Origin of the sequence: Sutterella seckii (assembly GCF_009183815.1) — a bacterium.
GTDB classification, from domain to species: Bacteria; Pseudomonadota; Gammaproteobacteria; order Burkholderiales; family Burkholderiaceae_F; genus Sutterella; species Sutterella seckii.
In genome coordinates this window covers 1-23,121 of the sequence record NZ_WEHX01000033.1, presented here as the reverse complement: position 1 = coordinate 23,121, position 23,121 = coordinate 1, and the positions used below count along the sequence as shown (strand labels likewise).

The window sequence follows — 23,121 nt, the reverse complement described above, 5'->3', positions numbered from 1 at the left end:
AAAAGCCTCAACATCGGATCGGTGCTGAGGCTCTCGGCGTTGTTTTGGGTACTGTCGGCGAAGTGGAAAAACTGGCTTTCCGAATTTATGGAAGCCCCCTTTAGATCATGCTCCATCAGAACTTGTACTGCAGCTGAGCGCCAATGAGATAGGCGTCAAGCTTTCTGAACTTGCCGATCTTCTCGCCGTTCTCGTAGAGGCTCCGTTCGCCCACGCCGTGGAGGTGCGCAAAGGCAAGATCCATCACGAGGTTGTCGTCGAACTTGAAGCTCGAACCCACGGCGAACCACCAGCGGCGGGCATCCGGGATGATGGCCGTGCGGTATTCGGGCTTGTCGATCGGCGAGGTTTCGTAGGCGATGCCGCCGCGAAGCGTCCACCAGTTCGTGAGGCGAAGATCCGCGCCGACGGAACCCATGTAGGTGTCCTTCCACTTGTTGACCACCTGCCCGACGACGCCGGGAACGTTCGTCGTAATGTCGAGTTCGTCGAAGGACGACCAGTCCGCCCAGCGGAAGGTGCCGTAGAGGCTGAGGAGGTCATTCACGTCCCAGGCGACATTAGCCATGGCCCAGGCGGGAGCGGTAACCGTGGCGTAGCCGTCGAAGGACTGCATGTTGAGGACTGTTCCCAACTTATAAAGCTGCTCCGCCTGGCTCTTATCAGCAGACGTCGCACCCGGCTTGCTCATCAAGCCTTGGGCTTGCTGGACCAGCGCCTGCCCATTGACCGATGCGCCATTCGCGAGTTGAGCATTCTTCAGCGTGAAATCGCCTTCCGCATCATGCTTGATCTTCGAGCGGTAGGAAACGCCCACTCGGAAATTTTCCGTCGGCGACCACATCATGCCGAGGTTGAAGCCCCAGGCCCAGCTGTCGGCATCGATTTCAGATTCCGCAGAGATGGCCTGCGCTCCTTCACCGGCCAGGACATTGCGCTTCTTGAGATCCGCCTGCGCGTACTGCAGCGACACGCCCGCGCCGAAGCTCAGCTTCTCCGTCGCCTTCCAGGCAACGTTCGGGTTGAAGTCGAAGGTGAGAATCGTGGCCGAAATGCCGTGATCCGCATGCTCCCAGTTGTCGTTGTATTCCGTGCCCATGCCGAACGGAACCGTCATGGCGAGGCCCACCCAGGTGCTCTCGTTGATCTGGTGCGTGATGAACCCGTGCGGAATTGCCTGGCTTGCCTGCCGGCCGTTTTCCTTCGTGCCGTTGTCGCCTGCATATTCCAGATTGAGGCCGATGCCGACAAAGCCCGCCTGCATCTGCGTGCCGGGATGAAGAACCATCGTGGCGGGATTGAAGTAGACGCCCGAAAGATCGGTACCGTCGACGCCCACGCCGGCGTAAGCGCGGCCGAGCGCACCCGCGGACTGTTCGGTGAGCTGGAAGCCCGCGGCATGAACGGTCGAAGTAAAGGCCGCGGAAAGAGCAATGGCAGCTGCGGCGAGCTTGAATGAATTCTTCAAAATGGTCTCCGTAGTGGATGCGGCAGCCGCAGGCGGCTGCATTGAGTTCTGTTATGGGCGGGCATTCTGCCGGTCAGAACGGATACAAAACGAAGAGAAAATTAGGGGTAATCACTGATTTTCAAGAAAATTCATCACCAAAAGAAGCTAATCCATTTGTCAACTGCAGCCATCTTCTTCGAGGTCTCTTTTTACTGAGTACCAAAGATCGAATGGAGACGCCCGGTTCCTCACCTATCGTCGCCGGGGTCCGGCTTCCGCATCTTCATTCAGGAATTTTTCCGGACTCATGCCTCATTGCATGAGGAGAACTATCTCCGCTCAAACCTCTTTTCTGCGCGATCCTTTGCAGAAACCGCAAAGCTACTTTGCGCGGCAGGGCGTTTCGCAAAAAACGCTCGGCTTCTATTGTTTGATGCATCCCTCAAACAGAGCCTCTTTCGAGGAGCACCACCATGAAGTCATTCCGCATTTCCCTCATTGCCGCCGCACTCTTAGCCTCCGGCGCCCTGCAGGCCGCCGACGTCGACCTCTACGGCCGCATCGACACCGGCTTCCTCTATACGCTCAACAACGGCGAGTCGTCCGACACCTTCGCCATGGTCTCCGGACGGTCCTCCGGCTCGCGCTTCGGCTTCAAGGGAAAGGAAGCGCTCAACGACGACTGGCAGGTCCGCTTTGTGCTCGAATCGGGCTTTTCCGCGGACTCGGGCGAACTCTCGTCCGCCGGCACCATTTTCGGACGTCAGTCGACGCTTTCGATCTTCAATAAGGATCTGGGCGAAATTGCTTTCGGCCGCGCCGGGAAGCCCCTCTCGGGCTCCGACCAGTTCACGAGGATCTCGCGCTTTACGCCTTTCGGCGTCACCTACGGCGACGCGGGCCTACTCTTTTACGGCAAGGGCGGGCGCGTCGACAACGGCATTTTCTACAAGTCTCCCACCGTGGCGGGCTTCACGGCGGTGCTCTCCGGGTCCTTCAATACGAAGGGCGATGAGGCGGCCGAATGGTCCGACAACACGCGGTTCATCGGCGGAACGCTCGACTGGAAGTACGGGAACTTCGGCATGATGGTCGGCGCCGAGGAAATCATCCTCAAGCGCGCGGACGAAGCGGACAATCAGGACAAGAACCCGAGGACGCTCTTCCTCGGCGCTTCCTATGATTTCGGCTTCATGGAGCTCCTCGCCGCCTACCAGCGCGGCTGGGGACTGGATCGCGTGGGCTCCCTGCAGAGCATCAAAATCACGCCGAAAACGGGCGGCAGCAGCAGCGCCCAGATTGAAAACTGGGAAGGCGACAGCTTCATGCTGGGCGCGAAGATTCCCTGTGCGGGCGGCGTCATCCGTCTGAGCGGCATTCTGGTTGACGGCGAAAACGGCCGCGACATTGCGAGCAATAAGGAGGGCTCCCTCGGAAAGGATGCGGGCTACTGGGCAGTCGCCGCGGGCTACACCTATCCTTTAAGCAAGCGCACGAACGTCTACGGCGTCGTCTCTCATCTTGAAGGGAGAAAAGGCCTCGGCGATTCGCGCTACTCCATCTACAACGGCGACGGTGACCTCGACCGCGAGCAGGTTGCGGTTGGTCTCGTGCACAAGTTCTGATTTCTTTCGTTGAGATTTGAAAAATGAAAACGCTCTTCATCGCAGCCGGTCTCGCTGCCGGCATCCTCCTCTCGGGTTCGGCATCAGCGCTTGAAAATACCGTGAAGCCTGAGGTCACGGCGCCTCTCGCCTCGTCCCCGAAGGTCGCGCTCTTGGTCGGCAACTCCTACTCCTTCTACAACTGCGGCGTGCACACGTACCTTCGCGGCTTCATGAAGGAAGGGAAGCCGAAGGAAAACATGAAGACGCGGCTTCTCACCATCAGCTCCGGGTCGCTTTCCTTCCACGACATGGCGTTCTATTTGTCGCCTCATGAGCAGGACCCGTACGCCAAAGTGAAGGACGGGAAGCTCGAGCATCCGATGTTCGACGTGGTTCTCCTCCAGGAGAATTCCGCAGGGGCCACGTCCGCAAAGCGCGCGCCCTACTTCGAAAAATACGTGAAGCTTGATTCCGACATCATCCGCAAGGCCGGAAGCGTCCCGATGGTCGTGATGACCTGGCCCAAAAAGGACAAGCCCCACGAAATCAAAAAGCTCGCCGACACGACGATCCGGATCGCGAACGATGCAAAGACGCAGGTGATCCCGGTCGGACTCGCCTTCATGGAAGCGATCCGCGAGAGGCCTGAGCTCGAGCTCTACATGCCCGACAAGAGCCATCCGTCTGCCGCCGGCTCCTACCTCTACGGCGCCGTGCTCTACAGCACACTCTTCAACCGCTCGCCCGTCGACATCAATTATGCCGGCGAGTGCGAGAAGCCCCTTCCGCCTGAAACGAGCGCATTCCTGAGGCGCATCGCCTGGAAGACCGTGACGGAGTTCTACGGCTGGAAGAAGTAAAAGACGCCTGAAGTTCTTTCCGCCATTGGAGAAAAACCGCCTTCGGGCAGATCCTTCTCTCAAAAATCAAAGCTCCCGCCTTCGATCAGGAAAGCGGGAGCTTTTTTACTCAGGAGGCATGCGCCGTCCTCGGAGCGAACAGGCGTTTAGTTACGCCTTCTTCTGAGCCTCGATGATCTTCGAGATCTCCTCAATATCGCGCGGGAGCGTGCGGCAGCAGCCGCCGATGCAAAGGGCGCCCGTCTTTTCCCAGAGCGGCACAAAGTGCTGCCAGGAGGGTTCGTGCGGGCCCTGCGCGTGCCAGGTCTTCGTCACCGGATCGTAGGTTTCACCCGAATTCGGATAGACGACGAGGGGCTTCTTCGTCTTCGCGCGCATCTTTTCGAGCGCGGGCTCCACCCATTCGCGCTTCACGCAGTTGAGGCCGAAGGCTTCAACCTGAGGATTGGCATCGAGCACCTCGGCGAGCTTTTCGGGCGACGTGCCGTCGGGCATCGCTTCGCCGTCCTTCAGCGTCACCGTCACCCAGCAGGTGATGTCGCGCTTTTCGATCATCGAGAGAATCGCCTCGATTTCGTCGAGCCTCGGCTGCGTTTCGATCGCGAGGATGTCCGCGCCCCCGTCAAGGAGCGCATTGAGGCGAAGCTCATGGAACTTCACGTATTCGTCGCGCGTGAGATGGTAGGCGCCCGTGTATTCGCTTCCGTCCGCGAGATACGCGCCGTAAGGGCCGATCGCGCCCGCAATGATGAGGTCGCCCGGGAGCCAGTCCGGATGCTCGAGGAGCACGTCGTTCTTTGCTTCACGCGCGAGCTCTGCGCTCCGGCGGATGTAGCCCGCCGTTGCCTCGCGCGAAAAGCCTTTCGCCCCGAAACCCGCTTCCGTCGCCTGATAGGAATCCGTGATGGCGGCGTTCGCCCCGGCTTCGAAGTAGCGGCGATGAACCTCGCGCACGTATTCAGGATGCTCGATCAGCGCGCGGGCGCTCCAGAGCGAGTCGTTCAGAACCATGCCGAGAGACTCGAGGGCGGTCGACATGGCGCCGTCGATGATGAGCGCGCCGCGGCGCTCGATGATTTCAGCCATCGGATGGCGAGTGGGAATCATGGATTTTCTCCGGAAATTGAATGCATTACGCAAATTTGAATCCTGTCGGGCAGAGGAAGCTGCCGGAATGTCTGGAAATTTTAGCCCGAAGCGGAAAAAGCGCCGCTCATCATTCTGAACGACGCTTTCCTTGAGCTTCTCAGACTGCCTGAATCAGGCGCTTATTTCTGGGCTTCCCAGGCGGGCAGAATCTGGCCGTTGAACTTGCCGCGGATGAATTCGGCAACTTCAGGCGACTGATAGGCCTTCACGAACGCCTTCACGGGTTCGCTTTCAACATTGTCCGGACGGGCGGCAATGATGATGAGCGCGAATGGCGCATCAAAGGATTCGAAGTAGAAGCCCTGCTTCTTCACGTCGAGGCCGCCCGAAACGGCGTAGTTCATCGGCACGCAGGCGATGTCGAGGTCGCTGATGCTGATCGGGAGCTGCGCGGCCTCGAGCTCGACGAGCTGGAGCTTCTTCGGGTTCTCCGCGACGTCGTGCACGGTCGGAAGCGCCGGAGCGCCTTCCTTCACCTTGACGAGACCGGCCTTCTCAAGAAGGATGATGGCGCGGCCGCCGTTCGAGGGATCGTTCGGGATCGCGACCTTCGCGCCCTCAGGGATCGCGTCGAGCGCATGGATCTTGTTCGAATAGAGGCCCATCGGCTGAACCACCGCCTTGGCGGCGACCACAAGGTTCGTGCCCTTCTGACGGTTGAAGTTCTGAAGGAACGGCTCATGCTGATAGACGGCGATGTCGAGCTGCTTTTCGGCGAGCGCGGTATCGGGGGTGATGTAGTCGGTGAATTCAACGACCTCAACGTCGAGGCCGTTCTTCTTGGCGACTTCAGCGGCCTTCGTCACGATGTCGGCATGGGGACCCGCCGTCACGGCGACCTTCACCTTCGCGGGAGCGGCGGCCTTGGGCGCTGCGGAGGAAGCGGCAGCGGCAGGGGCCTTTTCATCGGCCTTGCCGCAGGCGGCGAGGAAGGGAGCCGCGGCAAAGGCGGCGGCGAGGGCAACGGAGCGCTTGAGGAATACACGTTTCTGCATGATTGAAATCCGGTTCTGTAGTGTTTAAGCGAGGGCGGGCGCATCCGCGCCGGCGTGGTCTGCTGCCGGGGCGGGGCCTCTGGCCCGGGATTAGAGAGAACGGATCCGCGACCCGTTTCGAAATCATGCCTGAGGGCGTCTTGCCGTGCCGGAGAAAGTGACTGACTGCAGGTAATACCGCAAGTCCCCTGAGGCATTGGGAAAGGCGCGCCGAGAGTAAAAAAAGAGCCTCCCCGCCGCCGTTAAGGTTCGGGAAGGCTCTTTTGCTCTTTTGATCAATGCGCTTGAAAGAAATCAAGCGGTCGGAAGATCAGAAGGTCGGCAGCAGCGACCCCTGGTACTTGTCTTCAATGAATTTCCTCAGTTCAGGCGAATTCATGAGTTCCTTCAGGGTCTGGATTTCCGGGCGCGAGGCTTCGCCCGCGCGGATCGCGACCACATTGGCGTAGGGCGAATCCTTCGCTTCAATGGCGATCGAGTCCTTCACGGGGTTGAGGCCCGCGCCGAGCGCGAAGTTGCAGTTGATGACGCCCATGGCGACGTCGTCGAGCGAGCGCGGCAGCTGCGCGGCCTCGACCTCAATGATCTTGAGGTTCTTCGGATTTTCGACAATGTCAGCGGGCGTCACGAAGAGATTGTTGGGGTCGTTGAGCTTGATGAGCCCGAGGTGCTGCAAAAGCAGAAGCGCGCGGCCGCCGTTCGTCGGGTCGTTCGGAATCGAAACCGAAGCCCCGTCGGGAATTGCCTTCGGGTCCTTCAGGGTCTTCGAATAGACCGCGATCGGCGCGATGAAGACCGGCACGAGGCTCTCGAGCTTCAGGTTGTGCTGCTTCATGAAGTCGTCGAGATAGGGCTTGTGCTGGAAGAAGTTCGCATCGAGCGACTTGTCGGCAAGCGCCATGTTGGGCTGGATGTAGTCGGAGAATTCAACGACCTTGAGTTCGACCCCCTTCTCGGTGAACTTCGGCTTCAGGAAATTCATGATGTCGCCGCCCGGCACCGGAGAGACGCCGATGGTGAGCGTCTTCGCTGCCGCAGCCGCCTTGGGCGCGGCCGCCTCGTCCTTCCCGCCGCATCCGGCGAGGCTGAAGGCAATGCCTGCCGCAACGCAGAGCGCGGCAAAAGGTTTGAGCTGCTTGAACATACTGCTTCCTCAAAAAGTGGCCGGACCCGGGGCCGCTGAGGCCCTCAAGTCCGCGAATATCCAATTTGATTCAGAATACCAACGGAAGGCGCGCTGCGCCTAAGCAAAACACCCAATCCAACGCCGCCGCGGGCGGACTTCCCTCTGGTTTTCAGGAAGTCTTCGCTTCAACGCGAAAACTCGCCCTGAGGTTAAGCATTTCGGCCGACGCCTCCCGGGCGGCCGCTTCGATACAATCAAAAAACATGTCTTCAGGGAGGCGAGGCCGCGAAGCGCCGTCGCTCTCCTCAACCCTACTCCAAAGGAACTTCATCCCATGCTGCTCGACTCCATTCTGAAGCCCAGGGCCGTTGCCGTCGTCGGCGCCTCCACGAGGCCCCATACCATCGGCTCCGATCTTCTCAAGCGCCTCATTGAGTTCGGCTTCAAAGGCGGCATCTACCCGGTCAATCCCAAGGGCGGCGAGATCGAGGGCCTCAGGGCCTATAAGACGGTCGCGGACCTCCCCGACGGCGTCGACCTTGCCGTGATCGTCGTCAACGCCTCGCGCGTGCTTGAAGCGGTCGACGAGTGCCATGCGAAGGGCATCAAGGGGCTTGTCGTCATCTCGGCGGGCTTCAAGGAAACGGGCGCCGAAGGCGCGAAGCTTGAGCTCGAGCTTCTCGAGCGCGTGCGCGCCCACGGCATGCGGATGGTCGGTCCCAACTGCCTCGGCGTCGTCAACACCAATCCGGAAATTTCGCTCGACGCCTGCTTTGCCGAAAGCCTCCCCGTCGCGGGCGACATCGGCTTCGTGTCGCAGTCGGGCGCTCTCGGGGGCGGCATCCTCAATATTCTGAAGGACCTCAACCTCGGCTTCGCGCAGTTCGTCTCGATCGGCAACCAGGCCGACGTGAACGCTGAAACCGCGCTCGAATACTGGGAAAACGACCCGGAAGTGAAGCAGATTCTGCTCTACATGGAATCGATCCCCGATCCGGTCAATTTCCGCCGTCTTGCGTCCCGCATCTCGAAGAAGAAGCCCGTTCTTGCACTCAAAGCCGGGCGCTCCGCCGCGGGCGCCTCGGCCGCGTCCTCGCACACCGGATCCCTCGCGGGCGGCGACCGTGCCGCCGACGCTCTTTTGAAGCAGTCGGGCGTCATCCGCGAGCTTTCCCTTCGCGAACTCTTCTCGAGCGCCAAGGTCTTTGCGAACTGCCCGATTCCGAAGGGCGACCGCGTTGCGATCGTCACCAACTCGGGCGGCCCCGGCATCATGGCAACCGACGCCGTCTGCGGCCACGGCATGCAGATGGCTCAGATTTCCGACGAAACGAAGGCGAAGCTTCGCGAATTCCTCCCGACCGCCGCGTCCGTCAAGAACCCCGTCGACATGATCGCTTCTGCGCCGCTTGATCACTACCGCCGCACGGTGGAAACGGTGCTCGCCGACCCGGAAGTCGACATGGTGATGGTGATTTACCTCCCCTTCCTCGGCTTGAAGGACATCGACGTCGCGCAGGCCCTCATGGAAATCCGCGCCGCGCACCCCGAGAAGCCCATCGTCGGCGTCTTCATGACGACGAGCGAATTCTTCTCGAAGCTTTCCGAGATGAAGGTGACGGTGCCCTTCTACATGTATTCCGAGGAAGCCGCCGACGCGATGAAGCGCCTCAACGACCAGAGGCTCTGGATGGCCCGCCCCGAGGGCGAGTTCCCGGAACTCCCGGAAGACACGAACCGCGTGATGCAGATCTTCCGCACGGCGGCGAACGATGGCCGCCGCGAGCTCACCACGCGCGAATCGCTCGACGTGCTCGACGCCGCGGGCGTTCGCATCTGCCGGAGCGGCATGGCGCATTCCGAGGACGAGGCGGTCGCCGTTGCCGAGAAGACCGGCTACCCCGTCGTCATGAAGATGACCTCGAAGACCACGTCCCACAAGACCGACGTCGGAGGCGTGCGCGTCGGGATCGCGAGCGAGGAGGATCTTCGACGCGAATACCGCGACCTCATCGGGAAGCTTGAGGCGAAGGGCCTTCTCGAAGGCCTCGAAGGCGTCCTCATTCAGGAAATGGTGAAATCGAAGCGCGAGCTCGTTACGGGCATCGCCACCGACCCGCAGTTCGGGCCCATGGTGATGTTCGGCCTCGGCGGCGTCTTCGTCGAAGTTCTGAAAGACGTGGCCTTCCGGCTCGCGCCCCTCACCGACATCGACGCGAAGGATCTCATTCATTCGGTGAAGTGCGTGAAGCTCCTCGAAGGCGCGCGCGGCTTCACGCCGGCGCAGATGGACAAGGTCGAGGAAACGCTCCTTCGGATCTCGCAGCTCGCGCACGTGCACCGCTTCGTGAAGGAGCTCGACATCAATCCGCTCATGATCTCAGACAAGGACGGCGAGCCCATTGCGGTCGACGCCCGCATTGCCTTTGACCCGGAAGCGGTCAAGCTCGCGCTCTAAGATTCAGTCCGGACGACTGACCTCAATCGAGCGGCTTCGCGCGGAATTCTCCCGCCCGAAGCCGCTTTTCTTTCTAAAATGGACTGAACCGTCCGCATGATCCGGAAGCGCCGCCAATACGGTATTCCGCTCAGAACGAACGGTCCCGAAGGCCTCAGGCCGGCATAAAATAAGACCTGTTCTCATTTTCGTTTCATGCTTGATTTCAGTCATTACGCGCTTTACGACTCAGCCCGGACGATGCGTCTCTCGCTGGAACCCATGACGCGCACGCAGATGCTCGCAGACTTCCCCGGAGAAATCGTTATTTCCTCGCCGCTTCTGGCGGCCCGGCTTGGGTGCGAAGCAGCGGATGCTGAAGCGATGCATAGACGCAGAGAGGAATTCGCCGCTCTAGACGAGGAGAGCGCCCTCAGGATCTGGCTCAACCGGACCCCGGCGCGGGACGGACGCATTGCTTATGTTTCCGCTCCCGACTCGCTCCCCGACGTCGAAGAGGAACCCGACTGGGGCATTTCGAGCGCAGGCTTTCTCATCGGAAGCGTCGCCGAAATTGCCGGGTGGGTGAAGCGCATGACGGATGCAGACGACCCCGCGTCCATCCTCCGCGAGCTCTCGCGCATCCTTTCCGGATGCTCCGAGCCCCCGCATGCCGCTCAGCTCACTGATCTCTCAACGGGCGCCGTCATCATGACCTGGCCCGTGAGATGCGCGAATCCCATTCATGCGCTCTCCGCCGCAGCTGAAAGCTGGCCGGAAGTGAGATATCGGGAAGAGGACTTTGACTTTTCACTCAAAAGCGATCTTGCCGATTGACCTCAGGAATTTGACTCTCATGACCTCATCCGCCCCCAGCCAAGAAGTCCCTCAGGAAGGGAAGCTCTCTGAAGCCGAGCTTCGCAGAATTGCCGAACTCTGCTCCAAAAACGGAAAACTCGCCGAAGCCATCGTCTCCTGCGTGATGCGCGATCTGCTCAAAAACGGAAACCTCACGGAAGAGGAAGCGGAAGCGCTCTGCGCACGATGCGCCCGGGCCGCCGAGGCCGAACACTGCGCGAATGCTCCGAAGAGCGCGTGAAGCGCCCTTCGGGATCTGAAAATCCGCCGCGATAAAGAAGCCGCAGCGCTCCCGACGGAGTCTGCGGCTTTCAGTCGTTTCTCGAAATCGATTTTTCCCCGCCGCGCCTGCGGGTTCAAAAAAGGCTGACGCCCGTCTAAGCGCCAGCCTTTTTTCTCATTCAGAACGCCCCTCCAGGGCGCCCTCTTTTAAGAACGCGCGAGCTCGCTCCCGACGATGCGCCCGAAGGTGACCGTTCTGCCGCAGGCCATGCCGGTGGCGAGATTCGGGTATTCGTTCGCGAAGAAGCACCCGCTGTCGTTGCCGATCACGTAGAGGCCGGGGATGGGGCTGCCATCAGTGTCGATCGCGTTCATGTGCGTGTCGATCTGGATGCCGTCCATCGTGCAGAGCACGTACCCGGTGTTCTTGGCGCCGTAGAAGGGAGCCTTGTCGACCGGCGTCAGACGGAAGGATTCCTTGCCGTAGTCCTCGTCGACGCCCTTTCGAGCGAGCTCGTTGTAGCGATCGACCGTGCGCTTCAGTTCCTCTGCGGGGAGACCGAGCTTGCGACCAAGCTCCTCGATCGTATCGGCCTTCACGACGAAGCCCTTTTCGAGCAGTTTGGGGAGCATTTTGTCGCGCACGACTTCGTAGGAGTTGTTGGGATCCGCGCCGTTTTCGAAGGGATAAAGCCTCGAGCAGCCGTGCATCTTGAACTGCTGCGCATAGGTCGTCCAGTTGCTGTCGAAGAGCGTGTAGTGGCAGTGACCCTTCTGGTATTCGTCGGCGTGGAGAATGTTTTCGTACGTGCCCGATTCATTCATGAAGCGCCGTCCGTCCGCATTCACCTTGAGCCAGGGCTGCGAGCCCATCCAGAAAAAGCCGTTGTCGCCCGACTTTGCAGTCTCGACGCCCGTCTTCTGATCCGGCCTCAGGGCGCACCGGTCGAACATCATCATGGAGTGCGTTTCGTCCATCTTCGCGCCCGCCCAGAGGCAGGCCCGGATGCCGTCGCCGTGAGCGCCCGGCATCGCGCCGTTCCTTCCAATAATGCGGAGGTTCCAGGGCTGGAGCGCTTCCATCATCCGATAGTTCTGCGCGTAGCCGCCCGTTGCGACGACGACGCCCTTTTTCGCGACGTAGCGCACGTACTTGCCGTCGCCGTCCCGGGCGATGCAGCCCGTGACGCGGCCCGCCGTCTTTTCGAGCTTCACCATGCGGGTGTTGAAGTCGAATTCGGCGCCCTTCGACACTGCATAGTCAAAGAGGATGCGGTTGCCGTCAAGGCGCTTCCCCGTACCGTCGTCCGTTCCTCTCCAGCGCGGCGAATGGCCGGTCGCGAAATGCTCGTAGCGGGACTCGTCCACCTTGTCGCCCGACTCGTGCCAGAGCTCAACCCCGCGCTCCTTGAGACGATCGCCGTACCAGTCGATCGCTTCGCCCGACTTTTCGCAGAAGAGCTTCACGAGGTCCTGGCTCAGATGCCCGGCGGCGTACTGGGTCGCCATCGTCACGAAGTCGAACTTGTCGATCTTCGTGCCCCAGGCCTTCTGGTAGCGGGAATTCAAGGCGCCCAGGTCATTGCGGATGCCGGTCCCCGTCGCGAAGCGGTCGATGCCGATCACCTTCGCGCCCGCTTCCGCGGCCGCCGCTACGGCGAACATGCCGCCCGTGCCGCAGCCGACCACCAGAATGTCGGTTTCGCGCGTTTTCGCAATGCTCTTTTCGTCGATCTCAGGGGGTTTCCCGAGCCAGTCGCCGTCATTCTCAGCGTCCGTCTTTTCGATCACCTCAACCGGGATCTCGCCCTTCGCCTGCGCGATGCACTTTGCCGCCGCCTGAGAAACTGCCTTCGACGTGATGGTCGCGCCCGAGACGGCGTCGATGCCGGCGCCCTGAGAAGCCATCAGCATGCGCTTCAGTTCGCTGGCCGCCGCCTGACCGATGGAAGGGGTCTCATGCGAAACGTCGAGCACGACGTCCGTAATACGGTCCTTGTCGAAGGTCATCGTGACGACGACGTCGCCGATGCCGGAAGCTTTTGCCGAGTACGTGCCCGGACGATAGATGCCGGCGGGCGATGCGGCAAAGGCCGTGCTACCGGCCGCGATCGCGGCGCTCCCGACGAAGCTTTTGCGAAGAAAATTTCGGCGTGACAGATCAGTCATTTTGGGTCTCCCTTGAGGATTCTTTCTGATGGAACGTATTGTCGGGCCGGGAGCAGCTCCCAGGTCAAGGCGGAGATCCGCGCCCGCAGGAGATGTTTCGAGAGGCTCTGAAAGATCCAATAAAATCAGAAAGGGAACTGGATTGGAGCGCCGTGCCGCCTGATCCATCCATTCATGTTCATCCGGAGACGCTCCCGTGAAGGCTCAATCCATGCAATATCGAATCGGCGACTTTGCTGCGTACATGGGAGTTACTCCCGACCTTCTCAAGCACTACGAGGATCAGGGACTCCTCTGGGCCGAGCACCGCGAAAACGGCTACCGCTACTATCCGTTCCAGACGAGCCCGAAATTCCTTGCCGCCATGCAGCTCAAAAGCTACGGCATTCCGATCCGCGGCATGCAGGCGCTCATCAGCGACGCGTCTCCCGAGGAACTCCTTGAGGAGCTTCGCAATCGAACCGCCCATATGGAAAAGGAGGCGGAGCGCCTGCGGATGGTGATTGAGGAGCAGCGCTCGCTTGAAGCCTGGATGGCCCGCCGCAGGCCCGGCCGCGACGACTGGGAGGTGACCGATTTCGAGAGCTTCTGCTTCCTTCCCCACTCCCAGGGGCTCGTCTTTATTGAAAACGAGGACATCTACAAAATTCTCCCCGATTGGCTCGGCTGGATGCCGCTCGTCAAATCGACGCTTGCCGTGAGTCCGACCCCGGCAGAGGACGGGTCGCTTCCCTCTTCCTGGGGACTTTCCGTCCGGGAGTCCATTGCGAAGGCGGCAGGCATTCCGGTCAATGAGAGCGTCGAATGCGTCCCTGCCGGCAAAGCCTTCATCCTTCATTACGCGGGCCCTGCCCGCATGCAGTCCGAGAGCCTCCGGGAGGATCACGACCATCCGGTCCTCGCGAAGATGCGTGCGCTTGGGGTTAAGCCGAAGGGAAGGATTTTCAAGATCGTCCGGCTCAACGCGCACATGAACCAGCCCGACAGACTCGAGTTTGCGGACTACATCGCGCCCATTGAATGAGGCCGGCTTCACTTCGTCCGTCATAATCTGCCGCAGGCGTGAGGAAAATGATTCCTGAGTCTTTTTCAGGATCTTTCTTCACGTCATGAATTATTTCGATATTGAGGGCGCCTGCGCGGTCGCGCGCTACTTTCCGCCTTCGTCCGCTTCCACGCCCGAGCCTGCGCTTCGCGGTCAGGCGGAGTGGCTCGCGTCGCGCGAATCGAGCCGGAATCAGAAAATCCGCCTGATGCCCGACGCCCACCCGGGAAAAATCGGCCCGATCGGCCTCGCGATGACCGTGGGCGAGACTCTCCTCCCGGGTCTCGTCGGGATCGACATGGGCTGCGGCGTCACGCTCGCAAAGCTCCGCATGAAGCGCCGCCCGGACTTCGGCGCCCTATCCGCCCTTGTGCGGGAGCAGATCCCCGCGGGCTTTGCGGTTCGGGATAAGCTGCTCCCCGAAGCCCTCAGCTTCAATTTCGAGCGCTTCAGAGTGCTCCGCCACATCAATGTTGCAGGTGCGCAGAAATCGCTCGGCACCTTGGGCGGCGGGAACCACTTTCTCGAGGTCGACCGGGATGAGGAAGGCGCCTTCTGACTTGCGGTCCATTCCGGGAGCCGCCGCGTCGGGGTCGAGGTCGCCGGCCGCTACATGCAGCTCGCGAGCGCTCAGGCTGCAGGGTCCCCTAAGGGAAAGGGGGCTTTTGAAGAGGCGCCGCTTTCGGGCGGGCTCCTCAGCGACTACCTCTCAGACCTCGAGGGCGCCTGCGCCTACGCAGAGGCAAGCCGCCGGGCGATGCTCCGCCTCATTTGCGGCGGCATGCGATGGAAGATGGAGTCCGTTTTGTCAGTCGTGCACAACTATGTCGACTGCTCCGACACGGTGCCGATTCTGAGAAAAGGCGCTATCTCCGCAAAGGCGGGGGAACCCGTCGCCATTCCGATCAACATGCGGGACGGCATCCTTTTGGGCGAAGGCCTGGGGAACCCCGAATGGAACGAATCGGCCCCCCACGGCGCCGGCAGGATTCTGAAGCGCGATGCGGTAAAGAACGTCCTCACCGTCAGCCGCCTGCGCGAGGAAATGAAGGCGGCGGGCATTCAATCTCCATCGATCAGCGCGGAGACGCTTGACGAAGCTCCCGAAGCCTACCGGGCGCTCGCCGACATTCTTCCGGCACTCGCTCCTACGGTGCGCGTGACGCAGCGGCTCGTGCCCGTCTGGTGCTTCAAAGGCGGCAAGGGCTGACCACTTTCAGCGAGGCAATTTCAGATGCTTATGCAGATTTCCTCAGGAAGCGGCCCGGCCGAATGCGAACTGGCCGTGCTCCTCTTCTTCCGTGCGCTCCGGAAGGAATTCCCGGACATTGAACTCGTCGACGAAAGGAAGGGCAGCGTCGCGGGCGGCCGCGCATCGATCCGGTTCCGCACGCGATGGGAGCTCCCGGATCTGAAGGCGCTCGCCGGCACCATCCAGTGGATCTGTCCGAGTCCGCTGAGGCCCCACCACGGTCGCAAGAACTGGTTCATCGACCTTTCGATCCTCGGGGAGGCGCCGCGTCCGGACATGTCCGGCCCCGTGCGGTTCGAGCGCTTTCGCTCGGGCGGCAAGGGCGGACAAAACGTCAACAAGGTCGAAACGGGCGTGAGGCTCGTGCACACCGAAACCGGCATTGCCGTGCGCGAAACGGGCGAACGGTCGCAGTGGATGAATCGACGGCGGGCAGAGGAAAGGCTTCAGGCGGCGCTCGGGGAACTCCGGATCGAAGCGGAGAAGAAGGACGAAGAAGGCGCCTGGCGCGCCGCCAAAACGCTCGAGCGCGGGAATCCCACGCGGATCTACGAGGGTCCCCGGTTCATTCTCAGGGATGTCAGAAAATAAAGAAAATCAAACATGTACAAAATCAACTTGAATTCTAAGGGCTGGAAGAAGGAACTCCCCGTCATCGTCATTCTCTCGGGCGCCGGGCTTTCCGCCGAAAGCGGCATTCCGACCTACCGCGATCCTCAGAGCAACTGGCAGACGACCAATGCCTTTGATTCCGAGGAGGCGAAAAGGAACCCGCAGCTCTTTCTCCGGGGAACGAACGAACGGATCCGGGAATGGAAGGATGCGAAGCCCAATGCCGCGCATGCGGCGATTGCGGATTTTGCGAGACGCCTGCGCGGCCGTGCTTCGATCCTCCACATCACGCAGAACATCGACGCGCTTTCCGAGGACGCGGGCGACACGAGCGTCTTTCACCTGCACGGCTCTATTCTCAAGAGCCGCTGCCGGCGCTGCGGCGCGCATTTCCCGCGTCTTGCTCCCTACTCCCTTGAGGACACGTGCCCGGCGTGCGGAAGATCGGACGGCGCCGTCCGTCCCGACATCGTGCTCTTCGGCGAAGTCCCCTACGGCATGGACTGGATTCCCGGAATCCTCAGAGAGGCCGACATCTTCATCGCGGTCGGGACCTCCCTCATCGTCTACCCGGCCGCGAGGTTCGTCGCGGAAGCGATGGAGCACGGCTGCCTCGACCGGTTCCTCATCACGAAGGATCTGCCCGATGAACTCTTCACGGACCCCGCGCACATCGACCTCGACGAAGCCGACAGCATTCTCGAATACACAAAGTTCTTCAGGGGGTCGGCCGCCCGGATCCTGCCCCAGGTGCTCGAAGGCATTGCCTGGGAAATTGAGGCGCGCATGAGTCCGAAGCTCCTTCCCTGAGAAAGGCACCCTCACGGAAAAGCGCAAAGAACGGACAGAAGAAAACCCGGCAGTCCTCGGAAAGACGCCGGGTTTTCATTGCGGGAGGTTTCTGAGATCTCCTCAGAAGCCTTCTTTACTGCTCAAATTACCCGCGGGCCTTGAAGACCGCCGCGAGCGACTTGGCAACGTATTCGACGTTGCGGTGGTTGAGGCCCGCGATGCAGATGCGGCCGTTGCGCACGCCGTAGACGCCGTACTTCTCGCGCAGGAGGTCCATCTCCTCGGCGCCGAGGCCCGTGAAGGAGAACATGCCGTGCTGCTTGATCGCGAAGCTGAAGTCGAGGCCTTCGGCCTTGCCGGCGGCGTAAAGCGCCTCGCGCATGCCGACGATGCGGGCCCGCATGCCGTCGACTTCCTTCCTCCAGGAAGCTTCAAGTTCAGGGTCGCCAAGCACTTCAGCAACGATCTGGCCGCCGTGCGTGGGCGGGTTCGAATATTCCTGACGAACGATGCGCTTCATGATCGAGGTGACGACCTGAGCTTCCTTCTCGTTGTCGCAGACGATGTGAAGAGCGCCCACGCGTTCGCCGTAGAGGCCGAAGTTCTTCGAGCAGGACGTGGCCGCAAGGAACGTAACGCCTTCATCGGCGAGAAGACGGATCGCGAAGGCGTCTTCCTCGAGACCGGCGCCGAAGCCCTGATAGGCCATGTCGATGAGGGGAAGAAGATCGCGTTCGACGAGGATCTTCACGACTTCGCGCCATTCTTCGTGCGAGAAGTCGAAGCCCGTCGGATTGTGGCAGCAGCCGTGGAGCAGCACCAGGGTCTTCGCCGGCAGGGCGTTCAACGCCGCCTTGAAGGCCTCGAAGTCGATGCCCGAGCGGTCGGCCTTGAGATAGGCGTACTTGCCGACTTCAAGGCCGTCGGCCTTGAGAATCGCAATGTGGTTGCCCCAGGTCGGGTCGGAAACGACGCCCTGAGTGACGCCGAGGAACTGGTGGGCAAAAGCGGCTGCGAGCTGCAGGGCGCCCGTGCCGCCCAGCGTCTGAATGGTCGAAATGCGGCCCGCCTTCACGGCGGCGTGGTCCTTGCCGAAAACGAGCTTCTGCACGCTCGCGCAGTACTGCGGCATGCCGGACATCGGCATGTAGCCGCGCGGCAGGTGGCGCTCAAGGAGACGGCGCTCGGCCTCCTCGACGCACTCCATCAGGGGCAGAAACCCGGCTTCATTGAGGTAGACGCCGACGCCGAGATTAACCTTCGTTTCGCGCGGATCCTTCTTATAGAGTTCCACAAGGCCAAGAATGGGATCGTCCGGCATGGGGGCGAGAGCTGCAAAATCGCTCTTAAGCATAGTGTCTGCTTCCTAAAAAATTTTTTGAATTGACGGAGCCAAAATGTCGGACTCCCGTGGAAAGTGCGTCCGACGTCGTGAGTATCACAAATATAGTTCGCCCGGCGCCCCAACTCTCGCCGGGAAAACAGTCGTCCTTCAAAATTGCGATCGGGCCTTTGATTCTGCATCGCCTGAGCTAAGGTGTTTTCCCCAACTTCCCGCCCTCCGGCAGAGGCCATTTGAGAAGATGCGGCCGGAGCGTTCTATTATTGGCGCTTCTCCGCCTGCCTTCTATCTATTGCGGTAGACTATTGAAAACAGATTTTCGATAGTTAAAGTATTGCCATGGATCCTCTCCTTCTCAAAGCCCTTGAATGGACCGCGCTCTGCACGGGCTTCACCTTCCTCTGCACGACGGTCGGCGCCGCCGTCGTCTTCTTCTTCCGTCCGGAAAAGGATACGGCGCTCGCTGAAACCCTTTCCCTCGGCTTTGCCGCCGGGATCATGATTGCCGCCTCGGTCTGGAGCCTCATCATTCCGGGGCTCGAGATGGCTGAAAAGAACGGTTCGATCCCCTGGCTCACGGCATCCGTGGGCGTCATCGCAGGCGCGGTCTTCCTCAAGTTCCTCGACATGGCGATGCCGCACCTTCATCCGGGTTCGACGACGCCCGAGGGCCCGAAGTCGAAGCTCCACCGCGCGCAGCTTCTGTTTCTCGCCATCACGCTCCACAACATCCCTGAAGGGGGCTCGGTCGGCCTCACGTCGGGACTCGCCGCCATGTCGGGCGATCCGCTTGCCCTCTCCTCTGCCTTTGCGCTCGCCCTCGGCATCGGCATTCAGAACATCCCCGAAGGCGCGGCCGTATCGCTCCCGCTCCTCGGCCAGGGCGTCCCCCGCATGAAGGCCTTCCTCTTCGGCGTGCTTTCGGGCCTCGTGGAGCCGGTCTTCGGCCTCGTCGTCGTCGCCGCGATTTCCTTCTTCCTCCCCGTCATGCCCTTCATGCTGACCTTTGCCGCGGGCGCAATGCTCTACGTGGTGGTTGAGGAGCTCATCCCCGCAGCGCACCTCTCGAAGCACTCCGACATCGGCACGATGGCGCTGATTGCGGGCTTCGTCATCATGATGGCGCTCGACACCTCTCTCGGTTGAGAAAACGCAAATCATTGCGAATTACCGAATCAACAGGCGCCTGAAAACAAAATTTAATTCACGCAGAATGCCATAATGAACTCAAAGAGAGGGGCGGCCGGCCCGCTCCTCCCTCTTCCGGATTCCGGAAGAAAAATCCATAAAAAGGAGGCATCCATGCGTGTGCTTATTCCCGTAGACGGCAGCGTTTCCTGCCGCAACGCTCTTGACCTTCTTGCCGCGCGCGCACGCCGCATGCAGGTGAAGCCTGAAGTCTCTCTCATCAACGTCCAGCACCCGGTTCCGATGGGCGTCATGACGCAGTTCGGCCTCGACGCCGTCCGCGCCGCCGCCGAAGAGGAAGCGAAGGGCATCTTCTCGGACCTTGAGGGCAGCATTGCCGTCAGAGAACTTAATCCCGAGGAAAAGATCGGATTCGGCATTCCCGGCGAAGTCATTTCGAAGGAAGCTGAGGACGAAGACTGCGACCTCATCATCATGGGCGCGCGCGGGATTTCTCCCGCGAAGAGCTTCTTCCTCGGGTCGGTCTCGAGAAACGTGCTCGCCAACACGATGAAGCCCGTTCTTCTCGCCCGCGGGGAGTCGCTGCCCGACCGCGAGAACCTGAGGCTCGTGCTTGCCGTCGACGGCTCCAACTACGGCGCCGCGGCCGCGAAGTTCATTTCTGAAAACCCGGGCTTCTTCGGACCCGCGCCCGAGGTGAAGGTCGTGAGCGTCATGCGCGACTTTTCCGACCTCACGCGCGCCGGCGTCACCGAATACGAACCCATTCTTCGCGACACGCGCGACCGCTGCGAAGCGGAAAACACGCGCCTCTGGGAAGAAGCGACGGAACCCGTCCTCGACATTCTCAAGGAGGCCGACATCGAAGCCGAAGCCGTCCGCCTGACGGGGAGCCCTGCCGAAGAGATCACGAAGTACGCGAAGGACCACGCCGACATGATCGTCATGGGCTCGCACGGCTGGGGCCGCTTCAAGTCCGCGGTCCTCGGCTCCACGGCGACGAAGATCGGGGCCCTTACGCACCTTCCGGTGCTCCTCATCCGCATTGAGGACTGAGGCTGCGCCTTTCTCCCCGAAGGGAGTCCTCCTCAAAATCAATAATCCCCCGGGAGGCGCCCCAAGCGCCTCCCGGAGGCAAAATCAAGAGAGGATGAATATGAGAGTCATCATTCCAGTCGACGGCAGCGCCTCCTCTTCTGAAGCCATCCGATTCATCGGCGAACGCGCCCGGTACATGAGCGAAAAGCCCGTGTCCGAGCTTATTTACGTCGAGCCGCCCATTCCCGACGACGTGATCGACCGCATCGACATCGACGCGCTCCGGCGGGCCTATGAGGCTTCCACGAAGCAGAAAGCCGCCGGCAGCGAAGCGATCTCCCGCGCCGCGGGGCTTGCGTCCGAAACCAAAGTGCTCGAGGGCGACTGCGGTCCGGCGATCGCGCGCGAGGCGAAAGCCTTCCGCGCCGGCCTCATTGCCATGGGCTCGCGCGGGCGCTCGCCCGCGAAGAGCTTTTTCCTCGGCTCCGTTTCAAGAAGCGTGATCGAGCACGCCGGCCTCCCCGTCCTGCTCGTGCGCGAAAAGGGTCTCCCCGAACGCGAGGGCCTGAGGATTCTCCTTGCGGTCGACGGGTCTGAATACGGCGGGAAGGCCGCCGGCTTCATCGTTGAAAATGCGGCCCTCTTTGGTCCCCGGCCGAGCGTCGACGTGATTTTCGTCACGCTCGACTATACCGGCATCGCCCGCGACGAGGTCGACTTCATCGCGCCCGAAAGCGCCCGCGCCTACCTGGAAAAGGAGGCCGAGGGCGATTGGGAAAAGGCCGTGAAGCCCGTTGTCGACATCCTCGCCTCGGCCGGCATTGAAGCGAAGCCCGTCAGACGCGCCGGCGACCCCGCAGGGGAAATCGCCCGGTACGCAGCAGAAAATGCCGACCTGATCGTCATGGGGTCCCACGGCTGGGGACGCCTCAAATCCGCCGTCCTCGGCTCAACCGCAACAAAAGTGGGCGCCCTCACGCAAACCCCCGTGCTTCTCGTGCCTTCGGCCGACGCCTCGTAAGCGCCTCAACCGGCATCTCATTGAAAAAAGGAATTCATCTCATGAGAATCATCATTCCGAGCGACGGCAGCGCCTCCTGCCGCGAAGCCATTCGTTTCATCGGCGAACGCGCGAAGTTCATGCGCGAAAAGCCCGTCGTCGAACTCGCGAACGTGCAGTACGCGATTCCGGAGAGCATCATCGACCGCTTCGGTCTCGAAGCCGTCTGCGCCGTTTATGAAGCCGAAGGCCGCGCGCAGCTCGCCGAATGCACGAAGACCGCGGAACGCGCTGGCCTCTCCGTCGAAACCCGCGTTCTCTACGGCGAATGCGGGCCGTCGCTTGCGCGCGAGGCGCAGGTTTTCCGCGCCGACCTCATTGCCATGGGCTCCCGCGGGCTCTCCCCGGCGAAGAGCTTCTTCCTCGGCTCCGTTTCGAGAAGCGTGCTTGAGCACTCCTCGCTTCCGGTTCTCCTTGTGCGCGAAAAGGGGCTCCCCGAGCGCGAGAACATGCGGATTGCGCTCGCGGCCGACGGCTCCGACTACGGCGAGGCGGCGGCGCACTTCATTGCCGAACATCTCGACCTCTTCGGACCCGGCCTCACCGTCGACGTGATCAGCATTGCGCCCGACTACGTGAGCCTTGCGAAGAACGAGATCGACGGCGTATCGCCTGCGAGCTCGAAGGAATTCTTCGAAAAGGAATCCCAGAGCGCCTGGGAGAATGCCGTGAGTCCGGTTCTTGCCACGCTGACGGCGGCAGGCATCGACGCGCGGCCCGTGAAGCGCGAGGGCGATCCGGCCGAGGCGATTTCGGCCTACGCCAATGAAAACGCAGACATCGTCGTGATGGGCTCGCACGGCTACGGGCGCTTCAAGTCCGCCGTTCTCGGCTCGACCGCCGCCCGCGTGGGGGCGCTCTCCGAAATCCCGGTGCTCGTGATCCGCCTTCCCGAGGATCTGCAGATCTGACCTTTAAAAGAATCTTCTGTTAGAAAGAGAAGCTTATGCGCATTCTTGTTCCCGTTGATGAAAGCAGCCAGAGCACGCGCCTCATCCATTTCCTTCTTGAGCGCGATTCGCTCCTCGGGACCGATCCCGAGATCGAGCTCGTCAACGTGCAGTACTCCGTGCCGGAATCGCTCATCCGCCTTTTCGGCCTCAATGAGGTCAAAAAGTACTACCAGGATACGGGCGTCAACGTTTTCGAGGACCTCCAGAAAAAGACGGACTTCCGTTCGAAGCTCCGCACCGCAACGGAACGCGTGATGTACGGCGACGTCGTGAAGATGCTCGCCGAGGAGGCCGAGGCCTCGAAGGCCGATCTGATCGTCATGGGCGCCCGCGGGCTCAATCCCGTGCAGGGCCTCATCTTCGGCTCGGTCTCGAACGGCCTTCTTGCGAGGACGCACGTGCCGATGCTCGTGGTCCGCGACGAATCGAAGCTCCCCGAAAAGAAAATGCGGGTCGGCATCCTCGTCGACGGTTCGGCCTACGGGGCCGCTGCCGCCAACTACGTGCTCGAGCACCTTGAACTCTTCGGCGAAGACCCCGAGTTCACGGTCGTGCATTGCGCGGAACCCGTGCCCGATCCCATCACGCCCAACCCGGTGAACCCGATGATGCCGGTGCTCTCGCGCGAGGAGATCGACGAGGAGCAGCAGACGCGCTTCCATGAAGCCGTTCAGCCGGTGCTTGATCCCTTTGAAGTGGCGGGCCTCAATGTCAAGGCGCAGCTCCTTGTCGGCGAGGCCGACCTCGAGCTCCCGAGCTTTGCAAACGGGAACCTCGACCTCATCGTCATGGGCTCCCACGGCCGCGGCAACTTTACGGCTGCGGTTCTCGGCTCCACCGCCATGCATATTGCGGCGGAAACGAAGGTGCCGATGCTCGTGATCCGGAAGTAATTTCGCCCTCAAGCATCAATCGGGTAGGAGGCATGGGATTAGTTCCCATGCCGTCCTCCCACACCACCGTACGTACGGTTCCGTATACGGCGGTTCCTAGTATCAAGGCTTA

At 61.2% G+C, this 23,121-nt stretch carries 20 protein-coding genes and 1 pseudogene; 15 read left to right on the top strand and 6 right to left on the bottom strand.

What is annotated here, in order from left to right:
- Nucleotides 1–115 precede the first annotated feature (115 nt).
- Nucleotides 116–1,468 (bottom strand): OmpP1/FadL family transporter, encoded by a 1,353-nt coding sequence (locus tag GBM95_RS06335; protein WP_226963187.1) that lies wholly within the window; start codon nt 1,466–1,468, stop codon nt 116–118.
- 455 nt (nt 1,469–1,923) lie between these two features.
- Here GBM95_RS06335 and GBM95_RS06330 point away from each other — a divergent pair, with 455 nt between their 5' ends.
- Both GBM95_RS06330 and GBM95_RS06325 read left to right on the top strand, forming a co-directional pair.
- Nucleotides 1,924–3,075: a porin gene (locus GBM95_RS06330; protein WP_152158326.1), complete on the top strand. Its 1,152-nt coding sequence runs from the start codon at nt 1,924–1,926 to the stop codon at nt 3,073–3,075.
- Nucleotides 3,076–3,098: 23 nt separating this feature from the next.
- A complete protein-coding gene (locus tag GBM95_RS06325) occupies nt 3,099–3,917 on the top strand; it encodes an SGNH/GDSL hydrolase family protein (RefSeq protein ID WP_152158325.1) in 819 nt (272 codons plus the stop codon).
- 150 nt (nt 3,918–4,067) lie between these two features.
- Here GBM95_RS06325 and mmuM read toward each other — a convergent pair whose 3' ends face one another.
- The 3 genes from mmuM to GBM95_RS06310 form a co-directional block, all read right to left on the bottom strand.
- On the bottom strand, nt 4,068–5,024 hold the full coding sequence (gene mmuM, locus GBM95_RS06320; protein WP_152158324.1) for a homocysteine S-methyltransferase: 957 nt from the start codon (nt 5,022–5,024) through the stop codon (nt 4,068–4,070).
- A gap of 161 nt (nt 5,025–5,185) precedes the next feature.
- Nucleotides 5,186–6,061: a MetQ/NlpA family ABC transporter substrate-binding protein gene (locus tag GBM95_RS06315; protein WP_152158323.1), complete on the bottom strand. Its 876-nt coding sequence runs from the start codon at nt 6,059–6,061 to the stop codon at nt 5,186–5,188.
- A gap of 310 nt (nt 6,062–6,371) precedes the next feature.
- The gene (locus tag GBM95_RS06310) at nt 6,372–7,205 is read right to left on the bottom strand and encodes a MetQ/NlpA family ABC transporter substrate-binding protein (protein WP_152158322.1); all 834 of its coding nucleotides are present in this window, start codon (nt 7,203–7,205) and stop codon (nt 6,372–6,374) included.
- Between the two features lie 316 nt (nt 7,206–7,521).
- Between GBM95_RS06310 and GBM95_RS06305 the strand changes: the two genes are divergently transcribed.
- The 3 genes from GBM95_RS06305 to GBM95_RS06295 all read left to right on the top strand — a co-directional run bounded on the left by GBM95_RS06305 (nt 7,522) and on the right by GBM95_RS06295 (nt 10,723).
- Nucleotides 7,522–9,645: an acetate--CoA ligase family protein gene (locus GBM95_RS06305; RefSeq protein ID WP_152158321.1), complete on the top strand. Its 2,124-nt coding sequence runs from the start codon at nt 7,522–7,524 to the stop codon at nt 9,643–9,645.
- A 195-nt stretch (nt 9,646–9,840) separates the two neighbouring features.
- The gene (locus GBM95_RS06300) at nt 9,841–10,461 is read left to right on the top strand and encodes a hypothetical protein (protein WP_152158320.1); all 621 of its coding nucleotides are present in this window, start codon (nt 9,841–9,843) and stop codon (nt 10,459–10,461) included.
- A gap of 19 nt (nt 10,462–10,480) precedes the next feature.
- Entirely contained in the window at nt 10,481–10,723 is a 243-nt protein-coding gene (locus GBM95_RS06295; protein WP_152158319.1) for a hypothetical protein, read from the top strand.
- A gap of 188 nt (nt 10,724–10,911) precedes the next feature.
- Here the strand turns inward: GBM95_RS06295 and GBM95_RS06290 are convergent, their stop codons facing one another.
- A complete protein-coding gene (locus GBM95_RS06290; RefSeq protein ID WP_152158318.1) occupies nt 10,912–12,873 on the bottom strand; it encodes an FAD-binding protein in 1,962 nt (653 codons plus the stop codon).
- A gap of 211 nt (nt 12,874–13,084) precedes the next feature.
- Here GBM95_RS06290 and GBM95_RS06285 point away from each other — a divergent pair, with 211 nt between their 5' ends.
- The 5 genes and pseudogenes from GBM95_RS06285 to GBM95_RS06265 all read left to right on the top strand — a co-directional run bounded on the left by GBM95_RS06285 (nt 13,085) and on the right by GBM95_RS06265 (nt 16,592).
- Nucleotides 13,085–13,897, top strand: a complete 813-nt coding sequence (locus tag GBM95_RS06285; protein ID WP_152158317.1) for a MerR family transcriptional regulator — start codon at nt 13,085–13,087, stop codon at nt 13,895–13,897.
- Nucleotides 13,898–13,982: 85 nt separating this feature from the next.
- Nucleotides 13,983–14,477, top strand: a complete 495-nt coding sequence (locus GBM95_RS13170; protein WP_152158316.1) for an RtcB family protein — start codon at nt 13,983–13,985, stop codon at nt 14,475–14,477.
- A gap of 15 nt (nt 14,478–14,492) precedes the next feature.
- Nucleotides 14,493–15,128 (top strand): annotated as a pseudogene (locus tag GBM95_RS13165) (RtcB family protein); the annotation flags it as partial.
- 24 nt (nt 15,129–15,152) lie between these two features.
- Nucleotides 15,153–15,761 carry a peptide chain release factor H gene (prfH, locus tag GBM95_RS06270; RefSeq protein WP_152158314.1) on the top strand — a complete coding sequence of 203 codons (609 nt, stop codon included), beginning with the start codon at nt 15,153–15,155 and terminating at the stop codon, nt 15,759–15,761.
- A 12-nt stretch (nt 15,762–15,773) separates the two neighbouring features.
- Nucleotides 15,774–16,592 (top strand): Sir2 family NAD-dependent protein deacetylase, encoded by an 819-nt coding sequence (locus GBM95_RS06265; protein ID WP_152158313.1) that lies wholly within the window; start codon nt 15,774–15,776, stop codon nt 16,590–16,592.
- Between the two features lie 127 nt (nt 16,593–16,719).
- Here GBM95_RS06265 and GBM95_RS06260 read toward each other — a convergent pair whose 3' ends face one another.
- Complete coding sequence (locus GBM95_RS06260; protein ID WP_152158312.1) at nt 16,720–17,928, bottom strand: amino acid aminotransferase; 1,209 nt, start codon at nt 17,926–17,928, stop codon at nt 16,720–16,722.
- Between the two features lie 327 nt (nt 17,929–18,255).
- Here GBM95_RS06260 and GBM95_RS06255 point away from each other — a divergent pair, with 327 nt between their 5' ends.
- The 5 genes from GBM95_RS06255 (at nt 18,256) to GBM95_RS06235 (ending at nt 23,009) form a co-directional block, all read left to right on the top strand.
- On the top strand, nt 18,256–19,062 hold the full coding sequence (locus GBM95_RS06255) for a ZIP family metal transporter (RefSeq protein ID WP_152158311.1): 807 nt from the start codon (nt 18,256–18,258) through the stop codon (nt 19,060–19,062).
- 156 nt (nt 19,063–19,218) lie between these two features.
- The gene (locus GBM95_RS06250; RefSeq protein WP_152158310.1) at nt 19,219–20,121 is read left to right on the top strand and encodes a universal stress protein; all 903 of its coding nucleotides are present in this window, start codon (nt 19,219–19,221) and stop codon (nt 20,119–20,121) included.
- Between the two features lie 100 nt (nt 20,122–20,221).
- Nucleotides 20,222–21,124, top strand: coding sequence for a universal stress protein (locus tag GBM95_RS06245; RefSeq protein WP_152158309.1), 903 nt, complete (start codon nt 20,222–20,224; stop codon nt 21,122–21,124).
- A 41-nt stretch (nt 21,125–21,165) separates the two neighbouring features.
- Nucleotides 21,166–22,074, top strand: a complete 909-nt coding sequence (locus GBM95_RS06240) for a universal stress protein (protein ID WP_152158308.1) — start codon at nt 21,166–21,168, stop codon at nt 22,072–22,074.
- Nucleotides 22,075–22,109: 35 nt separating this feature from the next.
- Nucleotides 22,110–23,009, top strand: coding sequence for a universal stress protein (locus GBM95_RS06235; RefSeq protein WP_152158307.1), 900 nt, complete (start codon nt 22,110–22,112; stop codon nt 23,007–23,009).
- The last annotated feature ends 112 nt before the right edge of the window (nt 23,010–23,121 follow it).

Coding starts and splice junctions, on each gene's coding strand:
- GBM95_RS06330 (WP_152158326.1), top strand. CDS start 1,924: ATGAAGTCATTCCGCATTTCCCTCATTGCCGCCGCACTCTTAGCCTCC.
- GBM95_RS06325 (WP_152158325.1), top strand. CDS start 3,099: ATGAAAACGCTCTTCATCGCAGCCGGTCTCGCTGCCGGCATCCTCCTC.
- mmuM (WP_152158324.1), bottom strand. CDS start 5,024: ATGATTCCCACTCGCCATCCGATGGCTGAAATCATCGAGCGCCGCGGC.
- GBM95_RS06315 (WP_152158323.1), bottom strand. CDS start 6,061: ATGCAGAAACGTGTATTCCTCAAGCGCTCCGTTGCCCTCGCCGCCGCC.
- GBM95_RS06310 (WP_152158322.1), bottom strand. CDS start 7,205: ATGTTCAAGCAGCTCAAACCTTTTGCCGCGCTCTGCGTTGCGGCAGGC.
- GBM95_RS06305 (WP_152158321.1), top strand. CDS start 7,522: ATGCTGCTCGACTCCATTCTGAAGCCCAGGGCCGTTGCCGTCGTCGGC.
- GBM95_RS06300 (WP_152158320.1), top strand. CDS start 9,841: ATGCTTGATTTCAGTCATTACGCGCTTTACGACTCAGCCCGGACGATG.
- GBM95_RS06295 (WP_152158319.1), top strand. CDS start 10,481: ATGACCTCATCCGCCCCCAGCCAAGAAGTCCCTCAGGAAGGGAAGCTC.
- GBM95_RS06290 (WP_152158318.1), bottom strand. CDS start 12,873: ATGACTGATCTGTCACGCCGAAATTTTCTTCGCAAAAGCTTCGTCGGG.
- GBM95_RS06285 (WP_152158317.1), top strand. CDS start 13,085: ATGCAATATCGAATCGGCGACTTTGCTGCGTACATGGGAGTTACTCCC.
- GBM95_RS13170 (WP_152158316.1), top strand. CDS start 13,983: ATGAATTATTTCGATATTGAGGGCGCCTGCGCGGTCGCGCGCTACTTT.
- prfH (WP_152158314.1), top strand. CDS start 15,153: ATGCTTATGCAGATTTCCTCAGGAAGCGGCCCGGCCGAATGCGAACTG.
- GBM95_RS06265 (WP_152158313.1), top strand. CDS start 15,774: ATGTACAAAATCAACTTGAATTCTAAGGGCTGGAAGAAGGAACTCCCC.
- GBM95_RS06260 (WP_152158312.1), bottom strand. CDS start 17,928: ATGCTTAAGAGCGATTTTGCAGCTCTCGCCCCCATGCCGGACGATCCC.
- GBM95_RS06255 (WP_152158311.1), top strand. CDS start 18,256: ATGGATCCTCTCCTTCTCAAAGCCCTTGAATGGACCGCGCTCTGCACG.
- GBM95_RS06250 (WP_152158310.1), top strand. CDS start 19,219: ATGCGTGTGCTTATTCCCGTAGACGGCAGCGTTTCCTGCCGCAACGCT.
- GBM95_RS06245 (WP_152158309.1), top strand. CDS start 20,222: ATGAGAGTCATCATTCCAGTCGACGGCAGCGCCTCCTCTTCTGAAGCC.
- GBM95_RS06240 (WP_152158308.1), top strand. CDS start 21,166: ATGAGAATCATCATTCCGAGCGACGGCAGCGCCTCCTGCCGCGAAGCC.
- GBM95_RS06235 (WP_152158307.1), top strand. CDS start 22,110: ATGCGCATTCTTGTTCCCGTTGATGAAAGCAGCCAGAGCACGCGCCTC.